Here is a 17,783-nt window from a genome sequence, read left to right as displayed (position 1 = left end):
ACTACCGGCGCGCTTCCTTGAGGCGTTCACTCCAGGCGGAGATCTGCGTCTCGATCACGGTCTGGTCGGCCACGACGCGCACCTCGAGCGTCTCGGCAGCCTCGTATGCGATGCCCGTCCGCCGGGATGCCTCGAGCTCCGTCTTCACGAGGTCCAGCAGCTCGCTCGGGCCGGTGACCTTGAAGGCCGGCGCCGACGAGCTGCCGGTCAGCGCCGCGATCTGCTCGACCAGCGATCCGATCGCCCTGTCGCGCACCGCATCGGTGAGGAACGGCAGCAGGATCCGGGCTACGGAGCTTGCAATGTTGGTCTCGATCTCGCGGCAGGCCGCCTCGAAGCCGCTGACGATCGCGACCGCCTGCTGGTCGGACCATTTGGCCCGCTCTTCGCCGAGCCGGATCGCGCTGCGGACGCGCTCCTCGGCCAATTTGGCGTCGCCTTCCGCGACACCCGCGGCATGGCCGCGGCGATAGGCATCGTCCAGGAGATTGGCCGACGGCGCTTCCGGCGCGGGCGCCGGAGACGGCGCTTGAAGCTGCGTGTTGGCCTGCGGCTGCGATTGAGGCTGCGGATCGCGCCTCGCCTCCTTCGGCCTGGTCAGCACGTCCTGGATTTTCGGAGGCGGCGGCGGCGGCGACTTGATCCGGCCATTCGCATCGAACTGCGTCAGGAGCTTTCCGATTGCCGCGTTCATGCCGCCTCCTCGCGTCGCATCCAGTCCTTAAGGATCGCCGCCGCCTGCATCTGATCGAGCCGCACGATCTGCTCGAGGCGCTTCTGCGGCGTTCGCTGCATCTTGCCTTCGAGGTCTTCGACGAGGTTGAGCTCGGCTTCGTCGCCGTCGGGTAGCGCAAGGGCCGCCGAGGCTTCGAGCTGGGCGGCCTCGGCCGCCGCCTGCTCCTGCTCGGCGCGATGGGTCAGAATGCCGTTGACCGCCGGCCGCAGCCCGAACCAGACCAGCATCGACGCCACGGCCAGGATCGTGATCGCGTTGATGACGCTGCCGAGCTGCTTGTTGATCATCTCGACGAAGCTGATCGGCGGCACCGGCGCGAGCTCACGCGAGCCCTCGATGAAATCGACCGCCGTCACCTGGATCTGATCGCCGCGCGCCTTGTCCAATCCGCCCGCGGTCGCCGCGAGCTGGCTGATCTCGGCGAGCTTGCTGTCGATGATGGCCTGGTTGCTCTTGTCGCCGAGATCGGCGACCAGCCGCGCGCGGTTCACCAGGACCGCGATGAACAGCTTCTTGACCGAATAGCCGTCGCTGACCGTCGTCGTGGTCTTGGACGAGACCTCGAAATTGGTGACGTCCTCGCGGCGGGTCTTGTCCTCGCTGGAGTTCTTGCCGCCGCCCGCATTGACCTGCTGGTCGGGCAGATTCTGCTGCACCGTGGTCGGGGACGAGCGGTCGGCGTTCTGCGAGGATTCCTTCTCGCGTACGGCCCGCACCGAGCGCTCGGCGCGGTTCTCGGGATCGTAGACCGTCTCGTTGATCTGCCGCTTGTCGGTGGACAGCTGCGGAGCGACGCTGACCTCGAAATTGTCGAGGCCGAGATACGGCGTCAGCGCCTTGCGGATGCTCTCCTGCACCATGCCGCTGACCGTCTTCTGCAGGCTCGCCATCTTGGTCGGCGCGGCGCTGGCCTCGTCCTCTTCGGCGAGCAGCATCGAGCCGTCGGCGTCGAGCACCGTCACCTTGTCGCGGCTCATGCCGGGAATGGCGGCGGCGACGAGATGCCGGATCGACTGCGCCGTGCGCGCCTCGATCGCGCCGTCGGTACGCAGCACCACCGATGCCGAAGGCGGCTGCTGCGTCGCGCGGAACGAGCCGCGCACCGGCATCACGATATGCACGCGCGCCGCCTTCACGCCTTTCATCAGCTGGACGGTGCGGGCAATCTCGCCTTCGAGCGCGCGCAGCTTGGTGACCTCCTGCATGAACGAGGTCAGCCCGAGCGAGCCGATCTTGTCGAACAGCTCGTAGCCGGAATTGGCGCTGGTCGGCAGCCCCTTCTCGGCCAGCAGCATCCGTGCCTGCATGGTCTGGCTCGGACGCACCGAGACCGCATCGCCGGCGGAATTGACGTCGAAGGTGATGTTCTGCTCGCGCAGCGCCGCGCCGATGCGCGTCACGTCTTCGCGGCTGAGGCCGGTGTAGAGCGTCTCAAACTCGGGGCGGCTGAGATAATACGCGCCGCCGACGACAGTGACGAGAACCGCAAAGCCGATCAGTCCCAAGGCCATCAGGCGTCGCGGCCCAAGCTCCAGCAGATTGTTGAGCAGTTGCTGTACCTGCGCACGACTGAGCATATGACCTCGTACCAATGCGAATGGTGACGACACTCAGCTGCCAACCTTGTCTGAAGGTTGCGCGAAGCGCGAATGTTCGGGTTCGCGGGCGAGGCGTTGCAATTTTACAAGGCCGGGCGATGCAATCGGTTTGGCAGCCGCGAGCGAGCGCTCGGGCGCAGGGCAGCCCGACCGGCTGCGGCGTGTCGCAAGAAGTCTGACGAAGGTTCGATTGCCGGCACGTCGCGCGTCGGCGCCCACCATCACGGCGGGGACCGTGCTCCCTGAAGGAGCACGGTCGTTTTCGAAAGCGCCGCTTAGCCGCGGAACAGCGACAGGATGCTCTGGCTGTTCTGGTTGGCGATCGAGAGCGCCTGAACGCCGAGCTGCTGCTGGGTTTGCAGAGCCTGCAGGCGGGTCGATTCCGCGTTCATGTCGGCGTCGACGAGCTGACCGACACCGCGATCCACGGAGTCCATCAGGGTCTTGACGAATTCCGAGTTGGTCGAGATGCGGTTCTTGACCGCGCCGAGATCGGCAGCGGCCGAGGCCACCGAGTTGATCGCCGCTGTGACCTGCGCGATGTAGCCATCGAGCGTGGTCTGGTCGGCCGCCGAGTCGGTCAGTGCCGAGATGCTGATCGTGTCGACCGAGGCGCTGCCGGCCACGGTGTCCAGGATACCGGTCTGCGTCGTCGAGTAGAGCGTGTAGTTGGCGGTCGTCACCGTAATCGAGCCGATGGTGGGCGTACCACCGACGCGGGAGTAGGACGACACGAGGTTGAAGCTCGTCGGGGTGGTACCCGTCGTCGTGCTCAGCCAGTTGATGCCGTTGAAGGTGGCCGAATTGGCCTTGAGCTTCATGTCCTGCTGGATCTGGGTGATGTCGGCCTGGATCTTGGTACGATCGATACCGGCGGTCTTGGCTTCGACCAGCAGCGCCTGGAGCTTGGTCAGGCCGGACTCCTTGTCGCCGATCACCGAGGTCAGAGCGGTATATTCGGTATCGACGGTCGCAGCCGACAGGCCGAGCGAGTCGGAGACCGCGGACAGCGCGGCGTTGTCGGAGCGCATCGAAGTCGCAATCGACCAATAGGCAGCGTTGTCGGAAGCGGTGGACACGCGCTGACCGGTGGAGATCCGGTTCTGCGTGGTGGCGAGTTGCGTGCTGACAGACCGCAAGGTCTGGAGCGCGGTCATGGCGGAGGAGTTGGTGAGAAGACTAGAACCCATTTTGATGTCCCTTTGAAGATTGAATCGAGCTTGGGGGACATACCGGGCTTGCACCGGTACGACAGGGCGGCGTCATGCCTTTGGGCGTGCCGCAAACGCGGGTTCAGGGCCCAATCTGTCGTAGCGGTGAGGTTAGCGAGCGAAGCTTGTGCGGGGCTTGTGGCCCTGTGTTCCGGCCGCAACAGCCGGCCGGACTCGGGCGCACGTAGCCATGCCCAAGCGAAAGGGCCGCGCTTCGCGAGAAGCACGGCCCCTGCTCCGATGACGTGCGTATTAGCGGAACAGCGACAGGATGCTCTGGCTGTTGTTGTTGGCGATCGAGAGCGCCTGCACGCCGAGCTGCTGCTGGACCTGAAGCGCGGCAAGGCGGGTGGATTCCGCATTCATGTCGGCGTCGACGAGCTGGCCGACACCGCGATCAACCGAGTCCATCAGCGACTTCACGAAGTTGGTGTTGGTCGAGATACGGTTCTTGACCGCACCGAGATCGGCGGCGGCCGAGGCCACCGAGTTGATCGCAGAGGTGACCTGCGCGATGTAGCCATCGAGCGTGGTCTGGTCGGCCGCCGAGTCGGTCAGCGCGGAGATGTTGATCGTGTCGACCGAGGCGCTGCCGGCCACGGTGTCCAGAATGCCGGTCTGCGTGGTGGAGTAGAGCGTGTAGTTGGCCGTCGTCACCGTGATCGAGCCGATGGTGGGCGTGCCGCCGACGCGCGAGTAGGACGACACCAGGCTGAAGCTCGTCGGGGTGGTACCCGTCGTGGTGCTCAGCCAGTTGATGCCGTTGAAGGTCGCCGAGTTGGCCTTCAGCTTCATGTCCTGCTGGATCTGGGTGATGTCGGCCTGGATCTTGGTGCGGTCGATACCTGCAGTCTTGGACTGGACCAGCAGCGCCTGGAGCTTGGTCAGACCCGAATCCTTGTCGCCGATCACCGAGGTGAGAGCGGTATATTCGGTGTCGACGGTCGCGGCCGACAGGCCGAGCGAGTCGGAGACGGCGGAGAGCGCGGCGTTGTCGGAGCGCATCGAGGTGGCGATCGACCAATAGGCCGCGTTGTCCGAAGCCGTGGCCACGCGCTGGCCGGTCGAGATCCGGTTCTGCGTGGTGGAGAGTTGCGAACCCACAGACCGCAGGGTCTGGAGTGCGGTCATGGCAGTCGAGTTCGTAAGCAGGCTTGACATTGCGAATGTCCCTTTATGTACGCGTTACATTTTCACGAGGGGACATACCGGGCTTTCACCGGTACGGAAGGGCGGCATCATGCCTTTGGACTGATGTGGGTGGGTCCAACCCGCCGTACGGTGTTGCTAGCACGCCGAATCTTGCTTCCGGATTAAGACGCGCTTGAATTCCACAATGAAATCATATGGTTAAAATAACGCTCGGCTAACCATATCCGGCGCGTTTCGCTTAACCATAACCGGCCGGCGCTCGCCGCTCTCACGAGAACGAGCGGACCAGTCCGGAGGCCAGCAGATTCCAGCCGTCGATCAGCACGAAGAACAGCATCTTGAACGGCAGCGCGAGGATCGTCGGCGGCATCATCATCATGCCCATCGACATGGTCAGCGTCGCCACGATCATGTCGATCACCAGGAACGGCAGGATGATGAGGAATCCGATCTCGAACGAGCGCCGGAGCTCGGAGATCATGAAGGCCGGAATGATGACGCGCAGATCGACCCGCTTGTCGTCGAACTTCCTGCGGAAGCTTTCAGCGGCGAGCGCTTCGAAGGTCTGGAGATCCTTGTCGCGGACATGGGCCAGCATGAACTCGCGGAACGGATCGGTGATCTTCAGATAGGCTTCCTCCTCCGAGATCTCGTTCTTCATCAGCGGTTGGACGCCGGTCTCCCAGGCCCGGTCGAAGGTCGGCGCCATGACGTAGAAGGTCATGAACAGCGCGAGACTGATCAGCACCAGGTTCGCAGGCGTGGTCTGGAGGCCGAGACCGGCCCGCAGGAACGACAACGCCACCGCAAATCGCGTGAAGCTCGTCACCATGATGAGCAGCCCCGGCGCCACCGATAGCACGGTGATCAGCGCCATCAGCTGGATGATACGGCCGCTGGTCGAGCCGTTTCCGGGCGGCAGCAGGGAATTCAGGTCCAGAATCTGGGCCAGCGCCGCTTCGGGCAGCACGACCAGAACCAGCGCGAGCAGCAGGACTTTCACCCTCACTGGATCACCAGCGTCTCGATGATCAATTCGCGGACCTTGCCCGACGAGCGGATATTGGCGCGCTCGGTCAGGTCGTCGCGCAGATGCTGGAGCCCGCGCGATCCCTCGAACTGCGCCACCGTCGCCGACCGCAGATAGGTCACGATGTCCTCGCTGATATGGGCGGCCAGAATGCCGGCATCCTCGTCGCTCATGCTGTCGGTCACCATCGAGGCTTCAATGCGCGCCCAATTGTTGGCCGGCGCGGCGAGATTGGTCACGATCGGCGACAACTTCCTGAGCCGCGCGCTGCCGGCGTAGCTCGACGCCATCGGCGCCGGCGTGGCGCTCTTCTTGGCGTCGGCAACGCGCTCGGCGGTCGCGATCAGATGCAGACCGGCAATCGCGCCCGCGCCGATCGCGATCAGGGTCAGCACGACGATGGCGGCGATCAGGCGCATGGCGTCCCCTGGCATCGCAAAGCGCCCCTGCCGGCGCCGGTCTCAGAACGGTGCCACGGCGTCATAGATCCGGTGTCCCCATCCAGGCTGCTGCACGTCCGACAGATTTCCGCGGCCGCCATAGGACACGCGCGCCTCGGCGATCTTGTCGTAGGAGATGGTGTTGGCTCGCGAGATATCGCGCGGACGCACGATGCCTCCGACGTTGAGCACGCGCATCTCCGTGTTGACGCGAAACTCCTGCGAGCCGCTGATCATCATGTTGCCGTTCGGCAGCACGTCGGTGACGATGGCCGCGATCGACAGCTTGATGTCTTCGGTGCGGTCGATCTGGCCGTTACCCTTGATCTGGGTGTTGGTGCTGAGATTGGCGTTGGCCGAACCCGTGTCGGCCCATCCGGCCACGTCCATCAGCCAGTCGAGCCCGAACTTGACCTGCGAGTCGCGCGAGCGGCCGGTCTTGTTGTCGAGCTTGGCCTTGTCCTGCATCGAGATGATCACCGTCACGACGTCGCCGGTGCGGCGGGCGCGGGGATCGCGGTAGAGATCGGTGCCATCGTCCCAGGTGGAGCGGTAGCTGACGGGCGTGCGCATGCGCGGCGTCACCGGGATCGGATCGGCCTGCATCCGCAGGCCGCTGCCGACAGGCGACATCTGCGGACCGGTCAGGACTTCGGCCGGATGGTAGCACCCGGCCAGGAGCACCGATGCCGCGACAAGGGAGAGGATCGGCCTGTTCATCTATTTGCTCTTTCCGTCGTCCACGCGACGCATGCCGCCGAGCAGGTCGGCGAGGTGCGCCGCGCGTGCCGTGTCCATCTCGTTGAAGATCGCGCTCGAGCTGCGCGGGCTGAGCTTGGCGAGCACGGCGGCGGCGGTCTCGTCGGCCATGCCGGCGATCTGCGTCGCCGCAGCTTCGGGCTTCATGCGCGAATAGATCTCGACGACGCTGGCTTCGGCCTTCTTCAGGAAGTCGTCGCGCAGCGCCATCCACTTCTCGTATTCGGCGCGCTTGGCCTCGACTTCGGCGATGCGCTCGCGCAGCAGGCTCTCCGCCCTCTCGAGCTCCTTGAGCTGCCAGGCCAGCCTGGCGTCGACGGCGGGATCGGCGACGTTGCTGCAGAACAGGGCGATTTCGTTGTCGGGAGCCGGCGCAGCCTGCGGCGGTGCAGGCTTCGGCGGCGCCGTGACGCTGCCGGGCTTGGCCGGACGGGCCGGCGCGGGCGCAGGCGTCGGCGCTTCCGGCACCGCACCGGTGACGACCGCGCCCGAATCCTCGGCCGCCCATGCCGTGGCGCGGACCGCAGTATTGTCGCCAGGTGTCGCGGTGGCCGGCGGCTGCGGCTTCTGCGGCCCGCCCGCGCGGGCGCGGGCGAAGGAGAGCAGGTTGAGCGGTTTCGACGGCTTGGCCTCGTCCAGGGCGAGCACCGGCGAGGCGCTCGCGAGCATTGTTGCCGCGGCCAGCAGGAGGAGTTTGGCTTTGTGATCCAACTTCAGCATCGGGCCGCGTGCGATTCTCGCTTCAGACCTGAGCATTGAGCGACCAAGCTTGCACGACGCTTGCGCATCATTGCACGATGACGTCGGCCTGGAGTGCGCCTGCCGTCTTGATCGCCTGGAGGATCGCGATGATCCCCGATGGCTTCAGGCCGATCTGGTTCAGCCCGCGCACCAGGCGCTGGAGATCGACCCCGCTCAGGATCGCCACCTGCGATCCCGCCTCGTTGGCTTCGACGACCGTCTGCGGGACGACCACCGTCTGTCCCCGCGAGAACGGCGCCGGCTGCGACACCACCGGCATCTCCGTGACGCGAACCGTCAGATTGCCGTGGGTGACGGCAACGGTCGATATCCGCACGTCGCGCCCGATCACGACCGTGCCAGTGCGCTCGTTGATCACGACCCGCGCCGGCGTGTCCGGCTCGACCACCAACTCGCCGATCTCGGCGAGGAAGCGGACGGGGCCGACATGCCGCGGCTTCGACAGCACGATGGTGCGGTAGTCGCGCTCGAAGGCGATCTGCGCGCGGTAGCGACCGCCGGCGTAGCGGTTGACGGCGTCGAGGATGCGCGTTGCGGTGACGAAATCGGGGTTCTTCAGCTGAAGCACCAGGAACTCCATCTCGTGGAGGCTTCCCTGCACTTCGCGCTCGACCAGTGCACCGTTCGGGATGCGTCCGGCCGTCGGCGTGCCCTGGCTGACGTTCTGCGCCTGGCCTCCGACGCTGTAGCCGGCGACCGTGATCGCGCCCTGCGCCACCGCATAGACGGCGCCGTCCGCCGCGCGCAGCGACGTCATCACCAGCGTGCCACCGAGCAGCGACGTCGCATCGCCGAGCGAGGACACGGTGACGTCCATGCGCTCACCGGGCCCGATCGAAGGCGGCAGGTCCGCCGTCACCATCACCGCTGCGACGTTGCGCGTGCGCAGCGTGGTCGGCCGCGGGGGATTGTTGGTGCTCGTGGTCTCGTTCCTGACATTGATGCCCATGTTCTCGAGCATCGACTGCAGCGACTGTTCGGTGAACGGAGCGTTGCGCAGCGTGTCGCCGGTGCCGTTGAGGCCGATGACGAGGCCGTAGCCGACGATCTGATTCTCGCGCAGACCCTTGATGTCCGCGATGTCCTTGATGCGGACGGCGGCCTGGGCGCTGGCGGCCGACACCAGCAACATGAGCGCAAGCAGGAGCCTGATCATGATCCGTCCATGACCTTGACGGTGCCGTCCGGCTGGACGACGCCCCTGATGATCACGCCGGTGTCCGTATTGCGCACGGGGATCAGCGCGCCGGCTGAACCCGATTGCATCGCCGAGCCGTAAGTGACGATGGACAGGCCGCTGTCCTCGACCACGACCTTGACCATGGCGCCGCGCGCGACGGACCAGGGGTCCTCCACCGCATTGGTCGGAATAGGCTGGCCCGGCAACAGCGCGCGCCGCGCCATGCGACCGACCAGGACCTGACGTCCCTCGATGAACATGGCAACGCCGAGCAGGCTCGGCGCGAAGGCGCGCTCGGTGATCATCTCCTCGCGGATCATCTCGCCGGCGCGGATCGAGACGGCCGGCACCGGAAGCCGCTTCTCCTCGGCCGCGGCGACCCGCGCCGCGACGAGAACCAGCAGCACGGCGGCCAACCCGCGCACAATCAGGCCCACCCTGTTCAACATCGAGACACCGGAACTAGCGCATCCCCTTCGAGACCGTCTGGGCCATTTCGTCCGAGGCCTGGATGACCTTGGCATTCATTTCGTAGGCACGCTGTGCCGAGATCAATTCGGTGATTTCCTTGACCGGGTCGACGTTCGAGGCTTCCAGCCATTTCTGGTTGATCTTGCCGTAGCCGGCATCGCCCGGCAGACCGACGACCGGCGTGCCGGATGCCGTGGTCTCCTTGTAGAGATTGCTGCCCAGCGGCTCGAGACCGGCTTCGTTGGCGAAGTTGGCGAGGTTGAGCTGGCCGATCTGCCTCGGATTCACTTCCGTGTCGAGCTTGGCAAACACCTGGCCGGTCTGGTTGACCGTCACCTCGACCGTCCCCTGCGGGATGGTGATCGCGGGATCCAGCAGGTAGCCGTCGATCGTGACGAGCTGAGCGTTGGCGTTGACGTTGAACGAGCCCGCACGGGTGTATTGCACCTCGTTGTTCGGGCCGAGCACCTGAAACCAGCCGCGGCCGTTGATCGCGAGATCATAGGGATTGCCGGTCTGCGTCAGCGCGCCCTGGATGTGCAGCTTGCGGATCGCCGCCGACTTGACGCCGAGGCCGAGATTGGCGCCCTCCGGAATCGGCGAGGAACCGTTGGTGTTCGCCACGCCCTGCATGCGGTCCATCTGGTAGAACAGATCTGTGAACTCCGCGCGCGCCCGCTTGTAGGAGGTCGAGTTGATGTTGGCGATGTTGTTCGCGATGACTTCGATGTTGGTCTGCTGGGCGTTCATGCCCGTGGCCGCAATGGCGAGCGATTTCACTTACTTCATTCCTTCAGGTCAGATCGACATCCGAACGACTTCTTGATAGGCTTGCACGACCTTGTCGCGAACCGCGACCGCCGTCTGCAGAGCCTGCTCGGCCGACATCAGCGCCTCCACGACGCGGCGCGTCGACTCCTTGCCCTGCATTGCCGAGATCGATGCCGCCTCGCCCGCCTTCAGCGTCCCGATCGCATCGGACGTCACCTGCTTCATCACCGATTCGAAGCCGAGATCGTCGCCGGCCTGGACCGAATTTATTGCGGCGGGCGAGACGGCCTGCGTCTCGCTTGCGCGGCTCGCCGCTTGCCCTGCGGAAATCGCGGTGGATGAAATCGCCTCAAGCATGGTCAGCTCCTCAAGAGATCGATGGTCATGCCGAGCATGGATCTCACCTGTTTCACGACCTGGAGATTGGCCTCATAGGAACGGTTGACCTCCCGCATGTCGGCCATCTCGATCATCATGTTCACGTTCGGCAGCTTGACGTAGCCGGCCTTGTCGGCGGCGGGATGTCCCGGATCGTACTCCACGCGGTAGGGCGTGGTGTCGACCCCGATCTCCTTGACCTTCGCGAGCTGCGCGCCCGAGGCGCGGTCCATCGCGGCATCGAAGGTGATGGTCTTGCGCTGATACGGATCGGCGCCGGCGACGCGCCCGGTCGAGGTGGCGTTCGCGAGGTTCTCCGAGACGATGCGCATGCGCGTCGACTGCGCTTCGAGCCCGGAGCTTGCGACCGTCAGCGAGGCGCTCAATGAGTCCAGCATGTCAATTCACCTCAGGCCTTTGCACTCGACAGCACCATGCGGTGAAACGACCGCACGATCGCCGCGTTCATCGAATAGTCGCGGTTGATGTCGCTGCCCTTGATCATTTCCTGCTCGAGGCTGACGGAGTTGCCGGAGTGAACCACTTCCCAGCTGTCCTTCTTCGCGGTCGCCCGCGTGTCGGTCTCGGCTGCGGCCAGTTGCATGTGCGAGGGCGACGTCGTCGCGAGCCTCACCGGCACGCCGTCGAGCACCTTGTTGAACGGCTCGACGTCGCGCGCCCGGAAGCCCGGCGTGTTGGCGTTGGCGACGTTGGTGGCGATGGTCGACTGACGCAGCTCGAGATAGCGCGCCTGCGACGATGCGAGTTCGAAGAGATAAAGCGGTCCCACGACGGCCCCATTCTGATCCGTTCGGAACGAGCCTAAGGCGTTAAGCTTTCGTCAAGCTGTTGCGCGAAGCCCCATCCGCGGAATTCTATCGGACGTTCTCGGGCCGCGGCGCTTGCTTCGATTGGAGGAAGTAGATGATCTCGGCGACGGGCCGGAAGAACTCCGCCGGAATCACCTGATCGACCTGAACCGCCTCGTAGAGCGCGCGCGCCAGCGCCTTGTTTTCGATGACGGGGATTCGGTTCTGCTCGGCAATCTCGCGGATCTTCAGCGCGATCACGTCCATGCCCTTGGCCACGACGAGCGGCGCGGCGTTCTCCTCGCGCTTGTAGCGCAGCGCGATCGCGAAGTGCGTCGGATTGGCAATCACCAGCGTCGCACGTGAGGCCGAGGCGATCATGCGCTGGCGCGAACGGTCGCGCGCCAGCGAGCGCAGGCGCGCCTTGATCAGGGGATCGCCCTCCGCCTGCTTGTGCTCGTCCTTGATCTCCTGCTTGGTCATGCGCAGCTCGCGCCGCCAGTGGAAGCGCGCCCAGGCGAGATCGATCGCCACCAGCACGATGGTCGCGATGCAGATCGCCGAGACGATTCGCATCGCGATGCTGAGAATCATCTCCGGCAGCGCGACCGGATCGGTGTACATGGCCTCCAAGGCCCTCGCTTCGGAGGCGCGCAGCACGAAGGCGACGACGCAGCTCACCGCGCCGAGCTTGAACAGCGACTTGGCGAACTCGATCAAGCCCTGCGTTCCGAACAACCGTTTCCAGCCGCTGACGGGAGAGATCCGCGACAAGTCCGGCTTGATGCGCTCGAGCACCAGGCGCGGCGCGTTCTGCAGCAGCGAGGCGGCGAGCCCGAACACCACCAGGATGACGACCAGCGGGACCAGAAACCGCAGCGCCTGCAGGCCGACGACGGTGAGCAGGTTCTGCGCGTCCGCACCGTTGGAGAGCGGGAAGCCCTCGGGATCGTCGAGCAGGCTCTTCAGCGTCGGCGTCAATTGCTGCACGCCCTGGCCGATCAGGAACGCCTGGATCACCATCAGTGCGGCCATCGAGGCGAAGATGGAGGCCTCCCGAGAGACCGGAATCTTGCCCTGTTCGAGCGCATCGCGGACTTTCTTCTCGGTCGGCTCTTCTGTCTTGCTCTCCTGATCGGATGTTTCTGCCATGCCCGTTCAGCGGTCAGCGGAAGACCAGCTCATCCTCCTGCTCGGGGTTGAGCTCGATTTCGCCCTTCTCCGCCAGCTCGAGCGCAAGATCGGTGATCACGCGTCGTGCCTCCAGCACGTCGCGCTGGTTGGATGGCTCACCGATGGCGAGCTCGTGCTCGACGACACGGCGGACGCGCGAGGCCACCGAGGACAGGATCAGCTCGCGGAAATGCTTGTCGGTGCCCTTCAGCGCCACGACGATGCGATCGGTCGGCACCTGGTCGAAGATCATGGTGCGCGCCTTCGGCGTCAGGTTGACGACGTCGTCGAAGGTGAACAGCAGCTCCTTCAGCACTTCGGCCGACTTCGGCCGCTTCTCCGACAGGCTCTTCAGCATGTCCTCGATGTGGCCGCGTTCCATCTTGTTGATGATGTCGGCGACGCGGGCGTAGGTGTCGGCGCCGAGGTTGCGGGCGAAATTCAGCGTCAGGTCCTCGTGCAGGGTCTTCTCGATGATCCGCATCGCGTCGTCGACGATCGGCTTGAGACTCAGAACGCGCCGCATCAGCTCGTTGCGCAGGCTCGAGGGCAGCTGGCTCATGACCTTGGCGGCGCAGGCCGGCTTGACCTTGGACAGGATCAGCGCCGCCGTCTGCGGATGCTCCTTGGACAGGTAGCTCGCCAGCGAGTTTTCCGACACCGACGAGACGCGGTCCCACACCGACCGGCTCGAATTGCCGAGCAGATCGGACATGATCTGCGAGACCTGGTCGGCCGGCAGCACGTCGCCGAGCACGGCCTCCAGACCGCCGAGCGTGCCGAGGATGTTCGCACCCATCGAGAACTGTTGGGCGAACTCCTCGACGATTCCCTCGAGCTCCTGCGCGGTGATCGGCCGCAGCTCCGCCGCCGCCTTGGTGACGATGCGGATCTCCTGCGGCTCGAACTGCTGCAGCACGCTCGCCGCCGCCTGCCGGCCCATCGCCAGCAGGAGCGCGGCGACCTTTTCCGTGCCGCCCAGCGTGGTAACGCCTCGCTGCTTGACGGGAGCGATGCCGACCGGTGCCGCCATGGTCAGGTATCACCCTGCCCCAGCGGCCCCACGATCTCCGTGAGCGAGACGCCGAAGCGGGAATTGTCCTCTTCGACGACGACCACCTCGCCGCGGGCGACGATGCGGCCGTTGACGACGACGTCGACGGGCTCACCGACCCGATGATCGAGCGGAACCACCGCGCCGCGTCCGAGCTTCATCAAGTTCGCCACCGGGATGGTCGCCGATCCAAGCACCACCTGCATGGTGACGGGAATGCGCAAGATGGCGTCGACGTTGGCGAACTTTCCCGTCTCCTCGGCGGTGCGCTGGGCGATCTCGGCCAGGCGTTCCAGCGGTGAAGTCTCGGTCTCGGCCGATGCAGGTGCGGACTCATAGTCGTAGGATTGCGCCATTTGGTATCGCCTCTTGGTATTTCCGCTGCCGGAGCGCCGCGGCGTTCCGGCCGTATTGTTCTGCCGGTGCCGGCTTTCAGTGCTTGTTCAGGTCGGCGGTCGCCGTCGTCGCCGCGTGTACGAGCCCGTCACGTGCGTCGAGCGCTGCGATCGCCTCGTGGGCCTGATCGATCTTCGTGCTCAGCACGTTGGCGAGGCGCCCGAGATTCGCCGTGGAATCGTGCGCCGCAGTGATGACCGTGTCGAAGGCACCCGCGGTCTCGTGCATGATCGTGGAGAATTCGCCCTGATAGCTGCGTAGCCGCGCCAGCTCGCGGTGCATCCTGGTCACCCGCATGCTGGTGAAGGCGAGCGCAACCAGCAGCACCATGTCAACGAGATAGGATATCATCGACGAACTCCCGCTTCTGATCGACGGGATCTGCCACCTGCATGGCGTAATAGCCATCGAGCTGGCCGATCTGACACCAGAACAACACCTGATTGTTGCTTTCGAGACGGGCCAGCGTGCGCGGCGTGGCCTCGAGCTCGAGCACCTGCCCGACCTCGAACTTCACGACGTCGCCGAGCGTCACCATCTTCTCGTCGAGCACCGCGCTCAGCGTCACCTCGGTGCGGTGGACCTCGCTCTCCATCTGCTCGCGCCAGCGCGGGTCGGCGGCGCGACCATCGCTGACGACGACGTGAGCGAGCTTCTGGCGCAGCGGATTGAGCGCGGAGTGCGGAATGATGAGGAACATCTGGCCGCCGCGGTAGAGCGCCTGCAGCATGATGTTCGCGCAGATCGACATGTTGCCGCTCCGCCCGATCGCGAGCGAGGCCATCGCCGTCTCCACCCGCTCGACGCGAAAGGCGACGTTCGACGTGCCGGCGAAGGCGGATTGCAACGCCTTGGCGAATCGCTCGAACAGCGCCTGGACCAGGCGAAGCTCGATGTTCGAGAACGCGCGCTCGACGTCGAGCGGCGGCTCGGCGCCGTCGGAGCCGAACATCGCCTCGACCATCGTGAACACGAAATCACGGTCCAGCATGATGATGACGCGGGAGTCCCACTGCTCGGCATAGAGCACCGCCGCGACAGCGTTGGCCTCGTAGTCCTTGATGATATCGCCGACACGATCGTTGGAGATGCCGTTGACCGAGAAATAGCAGGGAGTCCCGGCCATCGGCTGCAGGCTGTCGGTGCACGATGCCGCCATGCGATCGAAGATCACATTGAGCATCGGCATACGCTCGATCGATATGCCGGCGGCGTCCAGCAGGTAGTTCGGCAGCTGCTTGCGCTGATCGATTTCGGCGTCTTCCATCATGCGCGCGCCGCCTTGGGCTCAGCGTCGGCAACGACGGCCTTGGGACCCGCGATCGTCTCGTTCTCGACGACGTCGATGGAAGGACGCTCGCTGCTCGCGATCATCTTGCGGCCGTGCTCGACCGCGATCTGCGGCATGGCACCGTTCATGAACGCCAGCAGCGTCTGCTTGACGATGATGTAGGGCCGGCACTTCTTCTCGCGTGTCATCTTGATCTTGATCGCGAAAGGCGAAAGCACGCCATAGGACAGGAAGATGCCGGCGAAGGTGCCTACCAGGGCAGCGCCGATAAAGCCGCCAAGCAGCTTCGGCGATTGGTCGAGCGCGCCCATCGCCTTGATGACGCCGAGCACGGCCGCGACGATGCCAAGCGCCGGCAGCGCCTCCGAGACCGTCACCAGCGCATGGTAAGGCGCCAGCTTGCTCTTGACGATGGTGTGGATCTCCTCGTCCATCAGCGCCTCGATCTCGTGGGTGCGCGCATTGCCCATGATGATGAGGCGGACATAGTCGCAGATGAACTGGAGCAGCGAGGGATCTCCGAGCACGCTGGGGAACGCCTTGAAGATTTCGGAGGAGGCGGGATCGTCGATATGCGCCTCGACTTCGTTGCGCCCCTTGCCACGCAGCTCGCGCATCAGAGCGTGGAGCGCGCCGAGCAGGTCGAGGTAGTAGCGCTGGCCGGGCACCGCGCCGGTGATGGCCTGCATGCAGGCGACGCCCGTGTCCACCACCGTCTTCCATGGATTGGCCACGATGAAGGTGCCGGCCGCGGTTCCCATGATGATCACGAACTCCCACGGCTGCATGAGCACGCCGAGGTGGCCGCCCATGGCGGCAAAGCCGCCGAGCAGCGCCGCTACCGTGATGAAAACCCCCACGAAACTGCCCAACGCGCCGCTCCATCGCCGATCCCACCGGGAATACCTAGTCCGCGACGCTTGCGCGAAGCTGGCTTCGAGGTCGCCAGCCCCGCGCAAGCAATCGGCGGCAGCTTGAAGCGGCGTCGAAATGGCGCCAGAGGGGCGCATGTCATGCTATCCACCATCGCGGACTACACCAGGTTGACCAGGGACATGGGCAAGTCGCTGACGCAGGTCGCGAAGCAGCCGGATGTCAGCCGCGAGACCGACTACTTCCTCAGCCATATCGGCAAGGTGAAGACCATCGACGATTTCCTGAAGGACTATCGTCTCTATTCCTATGCGATGAAGGCCTACGGCCTCAGTGACATGACCTATGCCAAGGCGTTCATGCGCAAGGTGCTGACCGAGGGCGTCGCAAGCAAGGACGCCTTCGCCAACAAGCTGACCGACACCCGCTACCGGCAATTCGCAACCGCCTTCAACTTCGCCGCACTCGGCGACAAGGCGACCCAGACCGCCGCGGCCACGACCGGAACGGCGACCCAATACGTCACGCAGACGATGGAGGAGAAGGCCGGCGATCAGAATGAAGGCCTGCGTTTGGCGCTGTATTTCACCCGCAAGGCGTCCACGATTACGACCGCCTACCAGATCCTCGCCGACAAGGCGCTGACGCAGGTGGTGCAGACCGCGCTCGGCCTGCCGTCGACAATCAGCGCGGCCAACATCGACGCCCAGGCCAAGATGATCGCGGACAAGATCAAGCTCACCGACTTCCAGGATCCGGCCAAGGTCACCAGGTTCGTGCAGCGCTTTGCGGCGATGTGGGATGCGACCCAGGCCCGGAACGACAGCTCGACCAATCCCGCGCTGGTCCTGATCGCCGGCGCCGCGACGTCGGGCAGCATGGATACCAACGTGCTCACCACGCTTCAGAACATCAAGTTCAACAGGTAAGTCATGCAATCGGCTCTCTATGTGGGATTGTCGGCGCAGGTCGCCCTCGAGAAGCGCCTCCAGACGATCGCCAACAACGTCGCCAACGTCAACACGGCTGCCTTCCGCACCGACGTGGTGAAGTTCGAGACCGTGCTGTCCAAGGCCGGTCCGACGCCCGTGGCGTTCTCCTCGCCCGGCGACAACATCATCTCGCGCGAGATGGGCAACATCACCGAGAGCGGCAACCCGCTCGACGTCGCCGTGGTCGGCCAGGGCTGGCTCGCCTTCGCCGGTCCGAACGGCACGGTCTACACGCGCGACGGCCGGCTCCAGATCGCCGCCAACGGCGATCTTCAGACCGTGAGCGGCTTTCCGATCGTGGATTCCGGCGGCGCGCAGATCACGCTCGACCCGAACGGCGGACCGATCTCGATCGCGCGCAGCGGTGCGATCATGCAGGACAACAACGAGATCGGCACCATCGGCCTGTTCAGCATTCCGGCCGACGCCAATCTCGAACGCTACGGTAATTCCGGCGTGACGCCCGACCGTCCCGCGACCGCCATCGCGGACTTCTCCCGGGACGGATTCAAGCAGGGCTATGTCGAAGGCTCCGGCGCCAATCCGATGCTGGAGCTGACGCGGCTGATCTCGGCCTCGCGCGCCTTCGACGGCACCAACTCCATGATCGAGGGCACCGAGAGCTCGCTGCAGAACGCGATCCGGACGCTCGGCGAACCCGGCAAGTAGATTGCGCGCCACGCGCGCAGGATGAGGTTGGACGGTTT

22 protein-coding genes are annotated in these 17,783 nt (G+C 65.0%); 2 read left to right on the top strand and 20 right to left on the bottom strand.

Going from position 1 to position 17,783, the window contains the following annotated elements; all coding sequences use genetic code 11:
- Position 1 precedes the first annotated feature (1 nt).
- From AC24YW_RS29385 to motA, 20 genes are all read right to left on the bottom strand, one after another.
- Positions 2–694: a hypothetical protein gene (locus tag AC24YW_RS29385; protein ID WP_487485986.1), complete on the bottom strand. Its 693-nt coding sequence runs from the start codon at positions 692–694 to the stop codon at positions 2–4.
- Positions 691–2,313, bottom strand: coding sequence for a flagellar basal-body MS-ring/collar protein FliF (fliF, locus tag AC24YW_RS29380; RefSeq protein ID WP_487485985.1), 1,623 nt, complete (start codon positions 2,311–2,313; stop codon positions 691–693). The genes AC24YW_RS29385 and fliF overlap by 4 nt, the downstream gene beginning before the upstream one ends.
- Positions 2,314–2,609: 296 nt before the next feature.
- Entirely contained in the window at positions 2,610–3,524 is a 915-nt protein-coding gene (locus AC24YW_RS29375) for a flagellin N-terminal helical domain-containing protein (protein WP_487485984.1), read from the bottom strand.
- Between the two features lie 273 nt (positions 3,525–3,797).
- A complete protein-coding gene (locus AC24YW_RS29370) occupies positions 3,798–4,706 on the bottom strand; it encodes a flagellin N-terminal helical domain-containing protein (RefSeq protein WP_487485983.1) in 909 nt (302 codons plus the stop codon).
- Between the two features lie 259 nt (positions 4,707–4,965).
- On the bottom strand, positions 4,966–5,706 hold the full coding sequence (gene fliP / locus AC24YW_RS29365; RefSeq protein WP_487485982.1) for a flagellar type III secretion system pore protein FliP: 741 nt from the start codon (positions 5,704–5,706) through the stop codon (positions 4,966–4,968).
- The gene (locus tag AC24YW_RS29360; RefSeq protein ID WP_487485981.1) at positions 5,703–6,146 is read right to left on the bottom strand and encodes a flagellar basal body-associated FliL family protein; all 444 of its coding nucleotides are present in this window, start codon (positions 6,144–6,146) and stop codon (positions 5,703–5,705) included. The genes fliP and AC24YW_RS29360 overlap by 4 nt, the downstream gene beginning before the upstream one ends.
- Positions 6,147–6,188: 42 nt before the next feature.
- The gene (gene flgH / locus AC24YW_RS29355) at positions 6,189–6,887 is read right to left on the bottom strand and encodes a flagellar basal body L-ring protein FlgH (protein ID WP_487485980.1); all 699 of its coding nucleotides are present in this window, start codon (positions 6,885–6,887) and stop codon (positions 6,189–6,191) included.
- Positions 6,888–7,646 (bottom strand): MotE family protein, encoded by a 759-nt coding sequence (locus AC24YW_RS29350; protein ID WP_487485979.1) that lies wholly within the window; start codon positions 7,644–7,646, stop codon positions 6,888–6,890.
- A gap of 67 nt (positions 7,647–7,713) precedes the next feature.
- Positions 7,714–8,844: a flagellar basal body P-ring protein FlgI gene (flgI, locus tag AC24YW_RS29345; protein ID WP_487485978.1), complete on the bottom strand. Its 1,131-nt coding sequence runs from the start codon at positions 8,842–8,844 to the stop codon at positions 7,714–7,716.
- Positions 8,841–9,317 (bottom strand): flagellar basal body P-ring formation chaperone FlgA, encoded by a 477-nt coding sequence (gene flgA, locus AC24YW_RS29340; RefSeq protein WP_487485977.1) that lies wholly within the window; start codon positions 9,315–9,317, stop codon positions 8,841–8,843. Before flgA ends, flgI begins: the two co-directional genes overlap by 4 nt.
- A 13-nt stretch (positions 9,318–9,330) precedes the next feature.
- Complete coding sequence (flgG, locus tag AC24YW_RS29335) at positions 9,331–10,119, bottom strand: flagellar basal-body rod protein FlgG (RefSeq protein ID WP_036006992.1); 789 nt, start codon at positions 10,117–10,119, stop codon at positions 9,331–9,333.
- A gap of 18 nt (positions 10,120–10,137) precedes the next feature.
- Positions 10,138–10,467, bottom strand: a complete 330-nt coding sequence (fliE, locus tag AC24YW_RS29330) for a flagellar hook-basal body complex protein FliE (RefSeq protein WP_487485976.1) — start codon at positions 10,465–10,467, stop codon at positions 10,138–10,140.
- Positions 10,468–10,469: 2 nt separating this feature from the next.
- Positions 10,470–10,886 carry a flagellar basal body rod protein FlgC gene (gene flgC / locus AC24YW_RS29325; RefSeq protein ID WP_487485975.1) on the bottom strand — a complete coding sequence of 139 codons (417 nt, stop codon included), beginning with the start codon at positions 10,884–10,886 and terminating at the stop codon, positions 10,470–10,472.
- Between the two features lie 11 nt (positions 10,887–10,897).
- Positions 10,898–11,278, bottom strand: coding sequence for a flagellar basal body rod protein FlgB (gene flgB / locus AC24YW_RS29320; protein WP_487485974.1), 381 nt, complete (start codon positions 11,276–11,278; stop codon positions 10,898–10,900).
- 85 nt (positions 11,279–11,363) lie between these two features.
- Positions 11,364–12,449 (bottom strand): flagellar biosynthesis protein FlhB, encoded by a 1,086-nt coding sequence (gene flhB / locus AC24YW_RS29315; protein WP_487485973.1) that lies wholly within the window; start codon positions 12,447–12,449, stop codon positions 11,364–11,366.
- Between the two features lie 13 nt (positions 12,450–12,462).
- A complete protein-coding gene (locus AC24YW_RS29310) occupies positions 12,463–13,503 on the bottom strand; it encodes a flagellar motor switch protein FliG (RefSeq protein WP_157281925.1) in 1,041 nt (346 codons plus the stop codon).
- 2 nt (positions 13,504–13,505) lie between these two features.
- Positions 13,506–13,880: a flagellar motor switch protein FliN gene (gene fliN / locus AC24YW_RS29305; RefSeq protein ID WP_487485972.1), complete on the bottom strand. Its 375-nt coding sequence runs from the start codon at positions 13,878–13,880 to the stop codon at positions 13,506–13,508.
- Between the two features lie 76 nt (positions 13,881–13,956).
- Entirely contained in the window at positions 13,957–14,271 is a 315-nt protein-coding gene (locus tag AC24YW_RS29300) for a hypothetical protein (protein WP_487485971.1), read from the bottom strand.
- The gene (locus AC24YW_RS29295; RefSeq protein ID WP_487485970.1) at positions 14,252–15,190 is read right to left on the bottom strand and encodes a flagellar motor switch protein FliM; all 939 of its coding nucleotides are present in this window, start codon (positions 15,188–15,190) and stop codon (positions 14,252–14,254) included. The genes AC24YW_RS29300 and AC24YW_RS29295 overlap by 20 nt, the downstream gene beginning before the upstream one ends.
- On the bottom strand, positions 15,187–16,083 hold the full coding sequence (motA, locus tag AC24YW_RS29290) for a flagellar motor stator protein MotA (protein WP_487485969.1): 897 nt from the start codon (positions 16,081–16,083) through the stop codon (positions 15,187–15,189). Before motA ends, AC24YW_RS29295 begins: the two co-directional genes overlap by 4 nt.
- A gap of 141 nt (positions 16,084–16,224) precedes the next feature.
- Here motA and AC24YW_RS29285 point away from each other — a divergent pair, with 141 nt between their 5' ends.
- Positions 16,225–17,013: a DUF1217 domain-containing protein gene (locus AC24YW_RS29285; RefSeq protein WP_487485968.1), complete on the top strand. Its 789-nt coding sequence runs from the start codon at positions 16,225–16,227 to the stop codon at positions 17,011–17,013.
- A 3-nt stretch (positions 17,014–17,016) separates the two neighbouring features.
- On the top strand, positions 17,017–17,745 hold the full coding sequence (flgF, locus tag AC24YW_RS29280; protein ID WP_487485967.1) for a flagellar basal-body rod protein FlgF: 729 nt from the start codon (positions 17,017–17,019) through the stop codon (positions 17,743–17,745).
- Positions 17,746–17,783 lie beyond the last annotated feature (38 nt).

The organism is Bradyrhizobium sp. USDA3516 (assembly GCF_057651995.1).
This window is presented reverse-complemented; position numbering and strand designations above follow the sequence as displayed.